General features: G+C 64.4%; 14 protein-coding genes and 2 pseudogenes. 11 read left to right on the top strand and 5 right to left on the bottom strand.

Translation table 11 applies throughout. From position 1 onward, the window contains the following. From R5H29_RS03965 to R5H29_RS03995, 7 genes and pseudogenes are all read left to right on the top strand, one after another. Positions 1 to 519 (top strand): annotated as a pseudogene (locus tag R5H29_RS03965) (type IV secretion system protein); the annotation flags it as partial. A 63-nt stretch (positions 520 to 582) separates the two neighbouring features. Further along, a complete protein-coding gene (locus R5H29_RS03970; RefSeq protein ID WP_229301627.1) occupies positions 583 to 1,089 on the top strand; it encodes a DUF4189 domain-containing protein in 507 nt (168 codons plus the stop codon). A gap of 313 nt (positions 1,090 to 1,402) precedes the next feature. Beyond that, positions 1,403 to 1,593 (top strand): annotated as a pseudogene (locus R5H29_RS03975) (type VI secretion protein); the annotation flags it as partial. Positions 1,594 to 1,785: 192 nt separating this feature from the next. Next, positions 1,786 to 2,259 (top strand): DUF4189 domain-containing protein, encoded by a 474-nt coding sequence (locus R5H29_RS03980; protein ID WP_155030449.1) that lies wholly within the window; start codon positions 1,786 to 1,788, stop codon positions 2,257 to 2,259. A gap of 770 nt (positions 2,260 to 3,029) precedes the next feature. Continuing rightward, positions 3,030 to 3,566 (top strand): hypothetical protein, encoded by a 537-nt coding sequence (locus R5H29_RS03985; protein ID WP_332328791.1) that lies wholly within the window; start codon positions 3,030 to 3,032, stop codon positions 3,564 to 3,566. Positions 3,567 to 3,623: 57 nt separating this feature from the next. Continuing rightward, positions 3,624 to 4,631 (top strand): XVIPCD domain-containing protein, encoded by a 1,008-nt coding sequence (locus R5H29_RS03990; protein ID WP_332328792.1) that lies wholly within the window; start codon positions 3,624 to 3,626, stop codon positions 4,629 to 4,631. 97 nt (positions 4,632 to 4,728) lie between these two features. After that, the gene (locus tag R5H29_RS03995; RefSeq protein WP_407073519.1) at positions 4,729 to 5,997 is read left to right on the top strand and encodes a hypothetical protein; all 1,269 of its coding nucleotides are present in this window, start codon (positions 4,729 to 4,731) and stop codon (positions 5,995 to 5,997) included. 52 nt (positions 5,998 to 6,049) lie between these two features. Here R5H29_RS03995 and R5H29_RS04000 read toward each other — a convergent pair whose 3' ends face one another. The 3 genes from R5H29_RS04000 to R5H29_RS04010 are packed head-to-tail and all read right to left on the bottom strand — an operon-like array spanning position 6,050 to position 8,725. Beyond that, a complete protein-coding gene (locus R5H29_RS04000) occupies positions 6,050 to 7,378 on the bottom strand; it encodes an XVIPCD domain-containing protein (RefSeq protein ID WP_329847457.1) in 1,329 nt (442 codons plus the stop codon). Continuing rightward, positions 7,375 to 8,028, bottom strand: coding sequence for a hypothetical protein (locus R5H29_RS04005; RefSeq protein WP_332328794.1), 654 nt, complete (start codon positions 8,026 to 8,028; stop codon positions 7,375 to 7,377). Before R5H29_RS04005 ends, R5H29_RS04000 begins: the two co-directional genes overlap by 4 nt. Positions 8,029 to 8,068: 40 nt before the next feature. Next, on the bottom strand, positions 8,069 to 8,725 hold the full coding sequence (locus R5H29_RS04010) for a hypothetical protein (protein ID WP_407073520.1): 657 nt from the start codon (positions 8,723 to 8,725) through the stop codon (positions 8,069 to 8,071). 274 nt (positions 8,726 to 8,999) lie between these two features. On the opposite strand from R5H29_RS04010, the gene R5H29_RS04015 reads away from it, so the two are divergent. Then, positions 9,000 to 9,506, top strand: coding sequence for an N-acetyltransferase (locus tag R5H29_RS04015; RefSeq protein WP_332328796.1), 507 nt, complete (start codon positions 9,000 to 9,002; stop codon positions 9,504 to 9,506). A 22-nt stretch (positions 9,507 to 9,528) separates the two neighbouring features. On the opposite strand, the gene R5H29_RS04020 is transcribed toward R5H29_RS04015, so the two are convergent. Together R5H29_RS04020 and R5H29_RS04025 are read right to left on the bottom strand one after the other, a co-directional pair. After that, positions 9,529 to 9,735 (bottom strand): hypothetical protein, encoded by a 207-nt coding sequence (locus R5H29_RS04020; protein ID WP_005410107.1) that lies wholly within the window; start codon positions 9,733 to 9,735, stop codon positions 9,529 to 9,531. Positions 9,736 to 9,793: 58 nt separating this feature from the next. Then, on the bottom strand, positions 9,794 to 10,231 hold the full coding sequence (locus R5H29_RS04025) for an acetyltransferase (protein WP_010484891.1): 438 nt from the start codon (positions 10,229 to 10,231) through the stop codon (positions 9,794 to 9,796). A 184-nt stretch (positions 10,232 to 10,415) separates the two neighbouring features. Between R5H29_RS04025 and tadA the strand changes: the two genes are divergently transcribed. From tadA to R5H29_RS04040, 3 genes are all read left to right on the top strand, one after another. Continuing rightward, on the top strand, positions 10,416 to 10,940 hold the full coding sequence (tadA, locus tag R5H29_RS04030; protein WP_329848334.1) for a tRNA adenosine(34) deaminase TadA: 525 nt from the start codon (positions 10,416 to 10,418) through the stop codon (positions 10,938 to 10,940). 74 nt (positions 10,941 to 11,014) lie between these two features. Beyond that, on the top strand, positions 11,015 to 11,587 hold the full coding sequence (orn, locus tag R5H29_RS04035; protein ID WP_053462697.1) for an oligoribonuclease: 573 nt from the start codon (positions 11,015 to 11,017) through the stop codon (positions 11,585 to 11,587). Positions 11,588 to 11,710: 123 nt separating this feature from the next. Continuing rightward, positions 11,711 to 12,586 (top strand): EcsC family protein, encoded by an 876-nt coding sequence (locus R5H29_RS04040; protein ID WP_164145241.1) that lies wholly within the window; start codon positions 11,711 to 11,713, stop codon positions 12,584 to 12,586. Positions 12,587 to 12,599: the final 13 nt, after the last annotated feature.

Consider the following 12,599-nt stretch of genomic DNA (forward strand, 5'->3'; position numbering starts at 1 on the left):
GTGTCTGCTGTTCGACCAGACCAAGCAGCTGTTCCAGCGATGGCTGTTCTACGGCATCGGCACGATGTTCTCGATGGCGGTACTGGCAGCGATGGTATCGATCGCGCTGGACATGGTGATCCGTGTCTCGACCGCGTTCTGATCCACCGCCTTGGTCAACAAGTTCCTACTCGAAGGCGCCTCCAGCGACGGCATGACAGCCAGGCGATGCAGCAGGGCGGCATGGGCTTGATCCTGACGACGTTGATTCTGACTGCGCCCCCAATGGCGGCCATGTTCTTCCAGGGCACCTTGGGTAGCTTCATGGCATATTCGCAGATAGGTGGCAGCCCGGTGGCTCAGGCGCCTGGTCCGAATGGCCAGCCGGCAGGGAGCTATTACGCTCCGCCGAAGCCTTCTAGCAGTACTGAGGCTCCGACGGCGGGTCAGGACGCGGCTTCCGGGACAGCTCGCATGGCCTTGCCACAGAACTCAGCGCCGACGATTCACGACACGGGCCTTCGCGGGGTGAATCGTTAACTTGATGCGTCGCCGCAAGTTGGCAAAAATTCTTGATCTGCTGTCGAGTCGCTTCTTATGAGAATGAATAATTTTCTATTGCTGATTCTCCTGATTCTTGCCCCACTAGTTGCTTATGGGGAGGGGCGCTGCCCGCCAGGTCAGTATCCGATTGGCGGGCAGGGTGCGGGTGGCTGTGCCCCGATTCCAGCCTCTCAGGGTGAGGGGAGTTCCGGGCCGCGTGCGATAGGTAAGTGGATCAAAACCTGGGGAGCCATATCCCGTTCTGTTGCGACCGGTGATGTGGGAGCTTCGGTTGGAAAGAGATCAAAGGCCGAGGCTGTCGCTGAGGCTCAGTCCCGGTGTGCGACATATGGTGCGAAGGATTGCACTGTAGGGATAACGTATAAGAACCAGTGCGTCGCTTACGCGGATCCGGCTCCGGGCTCTAAAGGCTTGATTTCAATGGCCGGCGGCCCAACGAGAGAGGCTGCTTCCACTGAGGTTCTGAAGTACTGTGCTGCTCACGGCGGTGGGCAGTGCACGATCAAGTACACCGATTGCAGTGAGCCGATCTTCCAAGAATTCTGATTGCTCGATGGAGCTGCGTTGATACATCCGACGTCCAGCGTCTATCGTATTCTGGCAGATTAGTGGCATCTGTCTCTAGGTGAGACTGCTGCTTGGCGCTTGAGTCACGTAGGTAGCCACTCATGGTGATTGCGCTTTTTTCAATCAAGAGCGCCTCTCAATCCAAGTTCCGTTAGGCGAGCAATCCCTCCTCGAAGTAGGGTGCGTTCGCGTCAAAAATGTTGACGCATCAGCCCCTCAGACGCAGGAACTTTTTCGTCGTTGACGGCTCTGAGGGCGAGTATTGCGGGTGACGCTCACGGCGCAGTAGCGCGGCATGGGCTTGATCCTGGCGAACACGATTCTGACTGTTGCCAATGGCGGCCATGTTCTTCCAAGGCACCTTGGGTAGCTTCATGGCATATTCGCAGATAGGTGGTAGCCCGGTGGCTCAGGCGCCGGGCCCGAGTGGGCAGCCGCCGGGTAGCTATTACACGCCGGCCGCTCCGGAGAAGGGGCATTCTGGCCAAGACAGTGGTGCGCTTGATCGTCATGCGACTGCACGTTCAACTCTTCCGTCGTCAGATTCCACCAGGGTTGCCGAAACCGGCCTCAGAGCTGCACATCCCGGCAATCAATAGCCGCCATACATAACGGAGTAAAAGTGTGAAATACATATTGCCCTTCATTCCTGCCGGCTTGCTCCTATGTTTTTTTATGACGGGTGAGGCGAAAGCGGAAGGGCGTTGTCCGCCAGGGCAGTACCCGGTCGGTGGTCAAGGAGTAGGTGGATGCGCACCTATTCCGGGCTCCGGTGCTGAAGGCGTGCAGAGCAGTCCTATTGCTACTGGGCGTTGGATCAAGACTTGGGGTGCAATTGCGGGGGCGGCAAGCACGGGCGATATGGGGGCTTCAGTTGGAAGGCGCTCCAAGCGAGAAGCCGTCTCAGAAGCGCTTGCTCGGTGCGCGACACACGGGGCGAAAGACTGCAAGATCGATACAACTTACAAGAACCAGTGCGTCGCATATGCTGACCCTGAGCCGGGCAGTAAGGGGATAGTTTCCATTTCAGTCGCCGGCTCAAGAGAGGACGCGACCAGTCGGGTTCTCTCCTACTGTGCGAAGAACGGTGGTGGGCAATGCAAGGTGTTGTACACGGATTGTGCTGAGCCAATATTTGAATCTTTCTGATCTATGCCAGTTGAGTCATAGGCGGGATTATGAATCGGCCTTTGCATGATGGGCATGGCCTGCTGAAGAGCAGGCCATCTCATTTATGGGCAAGCCGGAACTGCTGATCAAGGTGGTAATGCTGGGTGTCGTCACTAGTCACTTGAATGCAGTTGCATGGGGGATGCCCCAGTCTGGGGCATGGTAATTTTGGCGTCGACTTCGCTTAGCACAATAGCGCTGGTGAACAAGCATTCTCTGGCCGTTGCCTTTAGCAATCGCATGCCCGCACAGTTGGCGCAGCGGGGCGGCATGGGCCTGATCCCCACGACACTTTTGCTGATGCGTCTCACATTGGCAGCCAGATTCTTCCAGATAGCGCTGAGGCGTCCCCATGGCATATCCGCAGCCATGTGGCTGTCGTGAACGCCCGGGCACACTCCAGCGCGGTGCCCGACGCCAGGGCGGGTAGGCATCCATTCACGTTAACCCCGCTTTTTATGTGATCAAGTGCGCTTTTCATCCCAAGCCCCCTTCGACGAGCCCCGCCTCCTCGAAGTAAGCTGCGTGCGCGTCAAAATCCCGGCGCGCCGGTGCCATCGAACGCAGGAGCTTTTCCGTCCATGAGGACTGTGTCCCCCCGCGATGCGGGTGACGCTTGCCACCATCGCGGTTGCCGTGGGCTCGGGGCTATCATCCGCCATGGCGGCCGCAGGGCACGTGCGAGGCATCGCCCCGTTTCCGGCCTCCGCTCGGGAACTGGCAGGACGGGATTGAAGGAGTTGCAGGGGATGGAGAAGGGGAGTGGCGTACACATGGACAATGCCTTGGCGTTCGTTCCGTCCGGCGCGAACCTGCTGGAAGCCGTGCGCGGTGATCTGACCGGCAATGGTTTCCAGGACCAACTGCTGGTGATCGACCAACCTCCTCCGGAGGGCTTGTTGCCCGGCGAGCACGGACCGAACCGGGTCCTGCTGTTGCTGCTGGGCGATGCCACGGGCCGCTGGCAGCTGGCGGCACGCAACGACAAGCTGGTGCCGTGCTCAACGCGCGGTGGCATGGCCGGTGACCCCTTCGCCTACGTGACGATTGAAGACGGCGCGTTCAGCGTGATCACCAACGGCGGCAGCCGCGAACGCTGGAGCAGCGTCTACACGTTCCGGTATGCACCTGCCGAGCAGGCGTGCTGGGTGCATGGCGTGCAGCGCAGGGTGGTGGACACCGAGACCGAGGCCACCCATACGCGTGACTTCTCGGCCGCCGAACTTGGCCGGGTGCGGTTCGAGGATTTCGATCCGTCCGTCGTCGCCGACGTCAGCTTGCCCTGAGTGCCATGCCGGTGAGGAGGCGGGAGTATCCAACGATGATCGAGCAGGAGTTTCACCGTGTCGCAGGATAGGGAGTCGCAGCTGTTGCGGCAGGCCACAGAGGCCGGCATGACCTCGTCCCGGGAACTGGCCAACTTCATGGCGCAGGCCGGGCACGAGTCCCGTGGCTTGAGCCGTCTCAACGAGAGTTTCAACTTCACCCGGGGCATCTCGCAGATCCCGGTGGAAGCTGCGTGGCGCAATGGCAAGGCTGCGTTGGAGAGCGCCCGCCAGGAAGCGCTGCGTGGCCGCCCGGAAAACCTGGCTGAGCTGATGTACGGCGGACGCATGGGCAATGATGTGCCCGGCGACGCATTGAAGTACCACGGCCGCGGCTATCTGCCGTTGGTCGGCAAGGAGAATTACGAGCGTGCCGGCAAAGCGCTGGATCTGGACCTGGTGAATCACCCGGAACTGGCCGCGCAGCCCGAGCACGCAGGCCGCATTGCCGTGTGGCAGTGGCAGACGCGGGTGCCGGAAGCGGCGCGCGAGGACGTGCGCGAAGCGACGCGCGCGATCAATGGTGGCCTGAACGGCATCGAGGCCCGCCAGCAGCGATTCGAGGTGTGGCAGCAGAAGCTGACGCCAGATGTGATGGCGCGGCTGGAGCGGGGCGAAGTCGGGGCGCCGGCCCAGCAGGCAACGGGACGCGACATGTCGCAACCGGGCGAGCCGGGATACACGCTGTTCTCGGGAGCGCGCCAGCACCTGCAGCAGATGGGGCCGCAAAGCGGTCTGCGCAGCGTGCAGGAACTGGACAATGCTGCCGGCGCACTGGCGCTGAGCGCGCAGAAGGCGGGGATGTCGCGCATCGATCATCTCCTGGCTGGCAACGACGGCCGCACGTTGTTTGCCGTGCAGGGCGCGCTGGGTGACCCGGCCATGCTGCGCGCTTCGGTCGAGCGCGAACAGGCGGCGCAGCAGCCGCTGGCGCAGAGCAGCCAGCAGTTGGCCGCCAGTGTCGCCCAGCAGGACCCCGCGGCCGCGCTCGCCCGCGAGCAGGAGCAGCGCTCTCGATCCCTGTAGCACCTGATGCCGGCGGGCAGAGTGCCCGCAGGCGCTTTACGTACGACGCGTGGCGCCCTGTGGCGCCGACATGGAAACCCACTCGTAAGGACACCACATGCGAATCGTTCCCTCGAATACCCGGCACGCCGCTGCCCGCTGCACTGCATCCGTGCGCTGCCTGCCGTCGGTCTGGCTGTTGTCACTTGGACTTGTCGCGGGGGCGGCACAGGCTCAGGAGGTAGCGGCATCTGTGGTGGAGACGCCCCCCGCTGCCGAGGCTACCGTTGAGGCGCCTGCAGAGGCGGCGCCCGTTGCCGCGCGCGCGGCGGCCGACGCCGTTGTCGTGGCGCCGACGCCCGAGGTGTCGGCTGCCGTGACACCCCCTGCGACCCCTGTGGTGGACGCGCAGCCGGCGCCGACTGCGGATCCGGCGCCGGCGCCCGTTGCGCCCGCAGCGGCGGCACCTGTGGCTGCACCGCCCGCCTCCGTCGAGCCAACCGTTCCCGCGGTAGCCCCCGCTCCGCCCGCATTGGCCATCGTGCCGTTGCCGCCAGAGCAGGCGACCGAGCGGGCGCTCGGTGCCCGCTGCCCGGTGGATCTGGCCGGGCGGCTGGCGACCCAGGGCGACCTGCTGATTGGCGCCTGCCAGGGCACCATGCCGGCGCATCTGGCCGCGTTGCTGGTCGCGCTGCCCGTGCAGGACATCCACCTGCCGCGCAGCTGGCGCGAGCGCGAGGTGCGGCAGAAGGCCTGGTTCAAGGCTGTGCCGGGCTATGGCCAACGCCCGGACTTCATCGTTCGGATGGGCGACATCTGGGTGCGTTCGCTGGAAGGGCGCGACGCCGACAGCACGTTCTATCTGGTGTCAGCACCGTTCACCTGCAGCGACCAGGTCGCCAACCGCGATGAGTACGGCGCGGAGCCGGTCCGCGTGCCAGCGGGTGAATGCCGCGAGGCTCATGTGGCCCAGCGTGTGTACCAAGTCCGCGGGGACGCGGCGCCGAGGGATGTGACCGCCGATGCGTTGCCGGCCACGCCGCCGGTGACGGACGCCGACCGTGCGCGACAGCTGTCCCGTGAGGGCCGGCTCAATCTGGACCACAGCAAGTTGCAGTACGGCCCGGCGATGCGCTGGTTCGTGCAATACCCGGAAACGGCGCAGAAGGGCGGTCCGCGCGCCTACAGCGACTGGAACCGCGAGCACATCGCGTTCGTGGTCTGGACCGGCGATCGCTTCGAGCTGCGCGAGAAGGTCGCACGCGCGCAGTGGCCCTGTGATCCGGTGGCTCCCGGCGATCGCGCCTGCGGTGGATTCCCGGATTCGGGCCCGGATCCGTTCGTGACGGCCGGAGCATCCGTGCCAATGGCAGCGTCCAGCCCCTGAGCCGGAGTTTCGAAGTGATGCGGGAGCCGGGCTGACCGGCTCCCGCGCTGCATCAGGCCTGCAGGCTGCGGGTCTGGTTCCGCTGCTGTTCCAGCTGCTGGTCGCGCTCCAGCGCAACGCGCTGGTCGGCGGCCTGCTGGTCGATGCGCTGGCTGCTCTGTTCCAGCGGGGTGTTCATCGCCACTGCCGTATCCACCGACACACGAAGGTGGGCGGGGTCACCGCCCTGGCCCTGCACGGCGAAGCTGCGCGAGGCATCGGCATTCATGACCACTTCGTCGATGCGCTTGCCGCCTGCTGCGTGCATTTCGGCGGCCAGACTGCCTGCCAGTTGCGTGCTCATCACGTCTGGTACCCGGCCGACGCGGACATCCTGCGCGTGCACGCCACGGATCGCGTCGTTGAACAGTGGGTTGCCCACATGGTTGGCATCGTCCATTCGCAGCATGCTGGTGTGATGGCCGTTCTTCTCCGCTTCGCGGCGTGCCGGCTCACCGGGCTGCAGCGGGCCGCGGATGTGGTCGTACAGGTCGACGGCGCCGCCTGGAATGCCCCGCGCCGCGCGGGTGACACCACGGCGCAGTGATTCAACGTCGTCGCGGTACTCCTCGATCATCCTGGCGTTGTCTTTTGCCAGCTTCTGCGTTTCCGGGTGCTGCAGCACCGAGCCGTCACCGAGGAAGTTGCCCAGCTTGTGCGCGCCGAACGAGCTGCCTGCGGCGATGATCGGCCGGTCGGGGATAAGGGCGCGCAACGAGTGATTGCTGAAACCGTTCGCGGCGAGCGTGCTGATTTCATTCGGCCTGGCGTAGATGCGCACCTGGCCGAAGTGCGGCGACGCCGCGCTGACCGGATCGGAGGCCATGACATGGTTGATCATGGTGTTGCCACCTTCCGGGATGCGGTAGCTGAGGCTGACCGCGCCATAGGCGTTGAAGGTCTCGCCCTTGACGTTGAAGTGGTGCGAGGTGATCTGGGCCAGAGCGCCGCCGAGGGAGTGACCGGTGACGGTGACCTCTGGCGGACGTTGTCCGAGATCCTGCCCCTCCTTCTTGGCGTAAGCGAGGGCGCGTTGGGTCAGCGCGATTGCGTCCGGCGCCTGCACATTGGTACGGGCAACGACCATGCCACCATCGGTCAGAATCGCATCGCGTGCGATTTGTTCGGTTCCGCGATGTGCGACGACAATTTCATTGGTGTCGACTCGCTGGTAGATCGTTCCTTGATAACCGTTCAGCCGATTATCAACGTGCTCGAGGATCTTGTACTTGTGCCCGTTGATCGGAACGATTTCTTCTTGACCCGGTGCTCGACGACCGACCGCGTAATCCTTGTATGCATCTTCGGATAGCGCAGCGTAGTCTTGGCTGTTGAGGCTCATTGGCGGACCTCGCTGGCTTCAAGCGAAGCGGAGAACAGCGCATTCCGCAGTTCAGGGCGGAACTTTGTCGGATCCTTTTGGCCACTTGCACCGTAGTCCGGAATCTCGCTGACTCGGGGATAGTCGGCACGCGGATAGTGGCGGGTCTCGACTTGGCCTTCGATAAGGGCCGAGGCTTCAATAAATGACAGGAAGCGCGTCTCGCCTTCAGCGCCCGTCGCCTTCAACATCGCCCCAGCACCAGTGAACTCCCAGTGGCACACGCCGCGGCCGTAGTAGTCTTCATCCAGCATGCGGTCCACATAGAGCGTGCCCCGATACTCGCCATCGGCGACCTTGCGCAGCTCCACCGGCTCCTGGCTGGTGATGCGTGCGGCCGTGCCGGTGGCCGGCTCGATGTGACCGCACTGGTCTTCGTTGGTGACGTCGTACTGTGCGACGCCTTCGACCACCGCAAAATCGCCGGGGGCGTCCTTCAGGCGCAGCACCAGTTCATAGGCCTTGCGCGGGCTGGGGTTGAGCTTGGCGAGGCCACGCCCACCCTGGGCGACATCGGCTTCAGCAGCGGCACGTTCCTGGTTCATGGCGGTCTCCGGATTGCAGGCGGTCAATAGAAGCAGAGCAAGGCACGGGATCATCTTGTGGCGCAATGTCGGCCTCCTTGGGGGTAGGGATGGTTGAACTGGCAGCTCATGGCGCGAGTTTCTGCACAGTGGTGGTGGTTGAGAACAGCGCGTTGCGCAGATCTTCGCTGTACCCCGACGGATCTTCTTGGCCACTGGCGCCAAAGTTGGCGACAGTGGCGGCGCGCGGATAGATAAGGTTTGGGTAATAAAGCGTAAGAGGTGAGTCGCTCTCCATGCGCTCCTTGTCGACGAACGTCAGGAATCGCGTATCCGCCTCGCCGGTCGTAGCGCGCAACATCGCACCGACTCCCGTCAGCGCCCAATGGCAGACACCACGCCCGTAGTAATCCTCGTCCTGCATGCGGTCGAGGTAGAACGTGCCGCGGTACTCGCTCTCACCGACCTTGCGCAGCGTGACGAGCTCCTGGCTGGTAACACGGCTGGCGGTACCGGTCGCCCTCAGGACCCGGCCGCAGTCCTTGTGGTTGCTGACGTCGTACTGGGCAACGACCTCGACGACCGCGAAGGGACCAGGGGCATCCTTCAGTGTCAGTACCAGCTCGTAGACCTGCTGCGGTGACGGGTTGAGCTTGGCCAGGCCGCGTCCACCTGCGGCAACGTCACGCTCTGCGTCCGCGTAGGGCGAGCAGGCCGTCAGTGCCAGCAAGAGGCCCATCGGTACCAGATGGCGTCCCTTGCGTGTCTGCATGGTTACATCCATGGCGGCATCCTGCATCGTGCGTCCGTGTCCATATATCCTTCCCTGGTGACAGGTTTATCGATTATGGAGTGTTCTGGAAACCTGACGCCAGCGACGGCAGGGCGTCTGCGACGGAATTTTGACGCATTCAGCGTTCGGTGGTGTCGCCGAATCGATTGCGGCACGGGCGATTCGAGGTTCGCGGGGCGATTGCGCCTCGCGCTCGACATTTCGCCGCTAATTTGTGACAAAGGTCGCAAATTCACCCAATGCTCACGCAAGCGAACATTACGCCATGAACTACACCATCCGTGCCGAAGCCATTGATGATCATGCCACCCTCCGTGCGCTCACCGAGGCCGCATTCCGGGATGCTGCGCACAGCAGCCATACCGAGCAGTTCATCGTCGACGCCCTGCGCGCCCGCGGGCAGCTGAGCGTTTCGCTGGCGGCCGAGATGGACGGGAAGGTGATCGGTCATGTGGCGGTGTCGCCGGTGACGATCAGCGATGGCAGCACGGGCTGGTTCGGCCTGGGGCCGATCTCGGTTTTACCCGCGTGGCAGGGGCAGGGCATCGGTGCGGCCCTGATGCACGCCGCACTTGAAGCACTGCGTCAGCAGGGTGCACATGGCTGTGTATTGCTGGGCGAGCCGGCCTATTACGGTCGCTTCGGCTTCCGTGCCGAGCCGGGCCTGGTCCTGCCGGGTGTGCCCGCAGAGTACTTCCAGGCACTTTGCCTGCAGCCTCCGCTGGCACAGGGCGAGGTGCAGTACTCTCCGGCGTTCGAGGCGACGGCCTGATCCGGGCCTGGCACGTTCCGGCTCAGGGCGCCCGCCAGACGGTCGGTTCGGGTTGCGGCTTCGGAATGCGGTAGCCGCCGATGTGTTCAAGCAGTTCGTTGGTACGGCGCTGCTCGACCAGTACCTCACGCAGCAGGTTGCGCACGGCGAAGATGGCGAACGGCACCAGGATCCAGACCAGGCTGATGCCCAGCGCAAACAGGGTCAGCAGGGCTTTTGCACCATCCATGCACGGCGTTCCTTGGTCGAAAGCAGCCACGCTAGCACGTGGCCGCTGCCGACGGATGTCAGCCGTTATGCCGAAGATGGATGAGCGGATACGGACGGCCTTGCGAATCGAGCGGTGAGCGGCCGCTTTCGACGAAGCCCATGCGCAGGTAGAAGCCGACGGCCTGTGCGTTCTGTTCGTTGACGTCAGTGCTCAGCTGCGGATGCTGGGCAAGTGCATGTTGCAGCAGTTGCCGGCCGATCCCGGTGCCACGTACGTCGGGATCGATGAACAGCGCTTCCATGTGCGTGCCGTCGATCAGCATGAAGCCCAGCGGCCGATCCTGTGCATCGACAGCAACGGTCATCGGCGCCTGCGGCAGGAAACCGGCCACTTCGGCATCGATGGCCTGGCGGTCTTCGGCGCTGAGGAAGTCGTGGGTGGCGTCGACGGCACGGCGCCAGAGGTCGACGAGGGCGGCGCCGTCATCGGCGCGCGAGGGACGGAGGGTGGTCATGGGTTCACCAAGGTGCTTGCGGAAGGGCTCAGTATGAGGCCTGCAGCCTGGCTTCAGCGCGCTCGCTGCTTGGACCGCCTGTCGCGCGCAATTGCATCGCCTATACCCGCGCCGCCTGCACGGCCGCGGGCGTACAATGCGGCCCCGGCGGCCATCCTGGCCCTGCACACACGCGAGAACCGCCATGACCGACGCCCTGGGCGTGCCGGTGCACGACACCGATGAACACTGGATGCGCCACGCGCTGGCGCTGGCCGAGCGCGCGCAGCGCGAGTTCGACGAAATTCCGGTCGGAGCCGTGCTGGTGGGTGCCGATGGCCAGCTGCTGGGGGAGGGCTGGAACCTCAACATCGCCTCGCACGACCCCAGCGCGCACGCCGAGATCGTGGCGATGCGGGCCGGCGGAAAGCTGCTGACGAACCACCGCCTGCTCGGCAGCACGCTGTATGTGACCCTGGAGCCGTGCGCGATGTGCGCGATGGCGATCGTGCACGCACGCGTCGCCCGTCTGGTCTACGGCGCCAGTGACCCCAAGACGGGCGCCTGCGGCAGCGTGTTCGACCTCATTGGCGACGCCCGCCACAACCATCGCGTCGAGATTCACGGCGGGGTGCTGGCCAAGGAAGCCAGTACACGCCTGACCAATTATTTCCGCGCCAAACGTGGCAAGCCGCCGCTGCTGCTGGAAGACCACGCCGGCGAGGGCTGAGGGGCGAACGGGTATGATGGGCGCCTCTTTCCTTCACCGGTAGGCCGCGCGCCTGCCCAGCAACGAGGCGACACATGGCGGACAACGGCGCGGCCAACGAGCGACTGATCTGGATCGACCTGGAAATGACCGGGTTGGATACCGACAACGATTCGATCATCGAGATCGCCACCGTGGTCACCGATGCCCAGCTGAACGTGCTGGCCGAGGGTCCGGAATTCGCCATCCACCACCCGCTGGAAACGCTGGAAGCGATGGATGAGTGGAACCGCAACCAGCACCGTCGTTCCGGCCTGTGGCAGCGCGTGCTGGACAGCACCACCACGCTGGGCCAGGCCGAGGCGCAGACGGTGAACTTCCTGGCGCAGTGGATCCCGGCCGGCCTTTCGCCCATGTGCGGCAACTCGATCTGCCAGGATCGCCGCTTCCTGCACCGCCAGATGCCGAGGCTGGAGAAGTACTTCCACTACCGCAACCTGGACGTGTCCACGGTGAAGGAATTGGCCAAGCGCTGGGCGCCGAGCGTGGCCGCCGGCGTCGGCAAGAACAGCAACCATACCGCGCTGAGCGATGTACACGATTCAATCGCCGAGCTGCGTCACTACCGCCAGTTCATGGGCGCGCTGTCGGGCCTGCCGGCTGCCTGAACGACGCCGTCGGGTGACACGCCCACGGGTAGTGCCGGCCGCTGGCCGGCAAGGCGCCGGATCCGCCCCTTCTGGCGTGACCCGCGACGAAGCGTTCAACTTCCGGGCGCTAAGATCGGCGCCATGAACGAGCCGATCCTGCTCCCCCGCGACATCGCCCATGACGCCCGCGACTGGTCCGACCTGCAGCGCGCGGTGGCCCTGCTGGAAGCGCCGACCCTGACCGCGCGCATGGCCAACCTGGTCGGTACGCCGCTGGAGTTCGCGGTGAAGGCGCTGCCCAGCTCGGTCTCCAACCGCATCCACGGTGCGGTGCAGGCGGCGCTGTCCAAGTCGGCGCAGGCAGCCCTGTGGAGCATGGACAACTCGCCCGGCAAGGGAGCGTCGACCCGCTGGCACAAACTGGCGGCAGCCACCTCCGGTGCGGTCGGCGGCGCCTTCGGCTTTGCCGCCTTGCTCATCGAGTTGCCGGTGTCGACCACGATCATGATGCGTGCGGTGGCCGACGTCGCCCGCAGCGAGGGGTTTGACCTGTCCGACTTCAGCACCCGCCAGGCGTGCCTGGAGGTGTTCGCGCTGGGCGGCAACTCGCCACGCGATGACGCCAGCGAGACCGGCTACTACCTGGCCCGCGGCTTCACCACCGACGTGATGCGGCATCTTTCGGCCGAACTGGCTGGGCGTGTGGTGACCGGCCGCGACCTGACCCTGGGCGTGGCACCGAAGGAAGCTGGAAAGCTGCTGGCGAAGATGGTGGAAAAGGTGGCAGCGCGCTTCGGCGTGGTGGTCACCGAGAAATTCGCCGCACAGGCGGTGCCGATCGTCGGTGCTGCCGCCGGTGCAACGCTGAATACCATGTTCACCGACTACTACCAGGACATGGCGCGTGGTCACTTCATCGTGCGCCGGCTGGAGTTGAAGTACGGGGAAGATGTGGTGCGCACCTGCTATGACCGCGTGGCACACGGTGCGGTAAAGATCGAGCCAAGGGTGGAGTAGATCCACGCCATGC

Source organism: Stenotrophomonas sp. A3_2 (assembly GCF_036624925.1).
Taxonomy (GTDB): Bacteria; Pseudomonadota; Gammaproteobacteria; order Xanthomonadales; family Xanthomonadaceae; genus Stenotrophomonas; species Stenotrophomonas hibiscicola.

Excerpts from the sequence above, each read along its gene's own strand:
- R5H29_RS03970 (WP_229301627.1), top strand. The coding sequence starts at position 583 with ATGAATAATTTTCTATTGCTGATTCTCCTGATTCTTGCCCCACTAGTT.
- R5H29_RS03980 (WP_155030449.1), top strand. The coding sequence starts at position 1,786 with ATGACGGGTGAGGCGAAAGCGGAAGGGCGTTGTCCGCCAGGGCAGTAC.
- R5H29_RS03985 (WP_332328791.1), top strand. The coding sequence starts at position 3,030 with ATGGAGAAGGGGAGTGGCGTACACATGGACAATGCCTTGGCGTTCGTT.
- R5H29_RS03995 (WP_407073519.1), top strand. The coding sequence starts at position 4,729 with ATGCGAATCGTTCCCTCGAATACCCGGCACGCCGCTGCCCGCTGCACT.
- R5H29_RS04000 (WP_329847457.1), bottom strand. The coding sequence starts at position 7,378 with ATGAGCCTCAACAGCCAAGACTACGCTGCGCTATCCGAAGATGCATAC.
- R5H29_RS04010 (WP_407073520.1), bottom strand. The coding sequence starts at position 8,725 with ATGGATGTAACCATGCAGACACGCAAGGGACGCCATCTGGTACCGATG.
- R5H29_RS04015 (WP_332328796.1), top strand. The coding sequence starts at position 9,000 with ATGAACTACACCATCCGTGCCGAAGCCATTGATGATCATGCCACCCTC.
- R5H29_RS04020 (WP_005410107.1), bottom strand. The coding sequence starts at position 9,735 with ATGGATGGTGCAAAAGCCCTGCTGACCCTGTTTGCGCTGGGCATCAGC.
- R5H29_RS04025 (WP_010484891.1), bottom strand. The coding sequence starts at position 10,231 with ATGACCACCCTCCGTCCCTCGCGCGCCGATGACGGCGCCGCCCTCGTC.
- tadA (WP_329848334.1), top strand. The coding sequence starts at position 10,416 with ATGACCGACGCCCTGGGCGTGCCGGTGCACGACACCGATGAACACTGG.
- orn (WP_053462697.1), top strand. The coding sequence starts at position 11,015 with ATGGCGGACAACGGCGCGGCCAACGAGCGACTGATCTGGATCGACCTG.
- R5H29_RS04040 (WP_164145241.1), top strand. The coding sequence starts at position 11,711 with ATGAACGAGCCGATCCTGCTCCCCCGCGACATCGCCCATGACGCCCGC.